General features: G+C 74.4%; 1 protein-coding gene. It reads left to right on the top strand.

Translation table 11 applies throughout. The features are described 5' to 3' along the window. Positions 1 to 28: 28 nt before the first annotated feature. On the top strand, positions 29 to 2,922 hold a 2,894-nt coding region (locus AF1_RS32265), incomplete at its 3' end, for a type I polyketide synthase (protein ID WP_217999873.1).

Raw genomic sequence — 2,922 nt, 5'->3', positions numbered from 1 at the left:
GGGGTCGCTGCGACGGGAGGACGGTGGGATGCGGCGGCTGCTGACCTCGATGGCCGAACTGTTCGTCTGCGGCGTCCCTCTGGACTGGGCCGGGATTCTGCCGAGTGGTGCGACGTCCCGGCATGTGGACCTGCCGACCTACGCCTTCGACCACCGGCACTACTGGCTCCGGCTCGGCGAATCGGCGACCGACGCGGCGTCACTGGGGTTGACCGGAGCCGACCATCCGCTGCTGGGTGCCGTGGTGCCGCTGCCACGGTCCGACGGCCTGGTGTTCACCTCACGCCTGTCGCTGCGGACGCATCCCTGGCTGGCCGACCACGCCATCGGCGGTGCCGTGATCGTTCCCGGCACGGTGTACGTCGACCTCGCGATGCGGGCCGGCGACGAGTTCGGTTACGGCGTCCTGGACGAGTTGGTGATCGAGGCGCCGCTGATGCTGCCCGAGCAGGGCGGAGTACGGCTCCAGGTCGCGGTCGGCGGACCGGCGGAGACAGGCACGCGCACGGTGGACGTGTACTCCCTGCGTGAGGACGCCGGCGAGAACGCGTGGACGCGGCACGCCACCGGCCTCCTGTCGGCCACGCCATCCGCCCAGGACACGGCGTTCGACTTCACGGCCTGGCCACCGCCGGGCGCGCAGCCGGTCGAGATCACCGACTTCTATCCCGACCTGGTGGAGCGTGGTTACGCCTACGGTCCGGCGTTCCAGGGCCTTCGGGCGGTGTGGCGGCGCGGTGACGAGGTCTTCGCCGAGGTCGCCCTGCCCGACGAGCACCGGGAGGACGTCGGCAGGTTCGGCATCCACCCCGCCCTCCTGGACGCCGCCCTTCACACCAACGCCTTCGCCAACCCGGACGACGACCGCAGGGTGCTGCCGTTCGCGTGGAACGGGCTGCTGCTGCACGCCGTCGGAGCCTCCGCGCTGCGGGTGCGGGTCGTGCCGTGCGGGCCGGACGCGCTGTCGTTCCAGGCCGCCGACGAGACCGGCGGCCTGGTGGTGACCATGGACTCGCTGGTGTCGCTGCCGGTGTCCACCGAGCGGCTGGAGACGGGCGCGGAGGAGAGCCGTGACGCGCTGTTCCGCGTGGAGTGGACCGAGCTGCCCCCGGCCCGGCAGGCGGACGCACCGTCGTGGGTGGCGGTCGACACGGCGGACGACGTGGCCGCCCTGACGCGGGACGCGCCCCCGGTGGCGGTTCTGCGTGCCGTGGGCGGTGAGGACACGCCCCTGGCGCTGACCTCGCGGGTGCTCGGCGTCCTGCAGAGCTGGCTGGGCGCCGCCGCGCCGGCGGACATGCGGCTCGTGGTGCTGACCCGCGGCGCGACGCCCGCCGGTGACGGTGCGGTCTCCGACCCCGCCGGTGCGGCGGTGTGGGGTCTGGTTCGCGCCGCACAGGCCGAGAACCCCGACCGGATCGTCCTGCTGGACCTCGACCCCGCCGAGGACGGTGACGTGGCGTCGGGGCTGGGCGCGGCGCTGGCCGGCGGCGAGCCGCAGCTCGCGGTGCGCGGCACGACCTTGTTCGTACCCCGCCTGGCCCGTGCCGGAGGGCAGGCTCCGCACGCGCCCGCCGTGTTCCGTCCGGAAGGGACGGTCCTCGTCACCGGCGGCACCGGCTCGTTGGGCGGTGCGGTCGCTCGGCACCTGGTGTCCCGGCACGGTGTGCGGCACCTGGTGCTGGCCGGCCGGCGGGGTCCGGCCGCCGCCGGTGTCGCGGATCTGGTCGCGGACCTCACCGGGCAGGGCGCGGAGGTGTCCGTGGTGGCCTGCGACGTCGCCGACCGGGAGCAGGTGGCCGCCCTGCTGGCGTCGGTGCCCGCCGAGCACCCTTTGACCGGTGTCGTGCACCTGGCGGGTGTCCTGGACGACGGTGTGATCGGGGCGCTGACCCCGGACCGGCTCGCCGCCGTGTTCGCGCCGAAGGTCGACGCGGTACGGCACCTGGACGAGCTGACCCGGACCATGGACCTCGACGCGTTCGTCGTCTTCTCGTCGGCCGCCGCGCTCATGGGGTCCGCCGGCCAGGGCAACTACGCGGCGGCGAACGCGTACCTGGACGGCCTGATGACCAACCGTCGTGCGGCGGGTCTGCCGGGACTCTCACTGGCGTGGGGTCTCTGGGAGCAGAACACCGGTCTGACCGCCCACCTCGGCGCCACCGACCGGGCACGGATGAGCCGCGGCGGTGTCCTGGCGATGACGCCCGCCGAGGGACTGGAGATGTTCGACATCGGCCTGCACGCCGACCAGGCGCTGCTGGTGCCGATCAAGCTGGACCTGCGGACGCTGCGCGGCCAGGCCGCGGCGGGCGGGGAGGTCCCGCACCTGCTGCGCGGCCTGGTCCGGGCCGGCCGGCGCGTGGCGCGGGCCGGCGCCGACGGCGGCAGCGGGCTGCTCCGCAGGCTGGCCGGGCTGCCGCGGGACGAGCGGGAGAGCGTCCTGCTGTCCCTCGTCCAGACCGAGGCGGCCGGCGTGCTGGGTTTCAGCGGGCCGGAGCCGGTGCAGGGCACCCGCGGGTTCAGCGACATCGGGTTCGACTCCCTGACCGCGGTCGAGCTGCGGAACCGGCTGAGCGTGGCGACCGGCGTGAAGCTCCCCGCCACGCTGATCTTCGACTACCCGACCCCGGTGGCGCTCACCCGCCACCTGTGCGACGAGCTGGGCGACGAAGCAGGCGACGAGCCGGGCGTCACCGGCGCCTTCACCCCGGCCGCCCCGGTCGTCGCCGACCCCGGCGAGCCGATCGCCGTCGTCGGCATGGCGTGCCGGCTGCCAGGCGGTGTCACCGGCCCGGACGACCTGTGGCGGCTGGTGTGTGAGGGCCGCGAGGGCATGTCGCCGTTCCCCGGCGACCGGGGCTGGGATCTGGACGATCTGTTCGACCCGGACCCGGACCGTTCGGGCACCTCGTACACGAG

Source organism: Actinomadura formosensis NBRC 14204 (assembly GCF_001552155.1).
Lineage (GTDB): Bacteria > Actinomycetota > Actinomycetes > Streptosporangiales > Streptosporangiaceae > Spirillospora > Spirillospora formosensis.
This window is presented reverse-complemented; position numbering and strand designations above follow the sequence as displayed.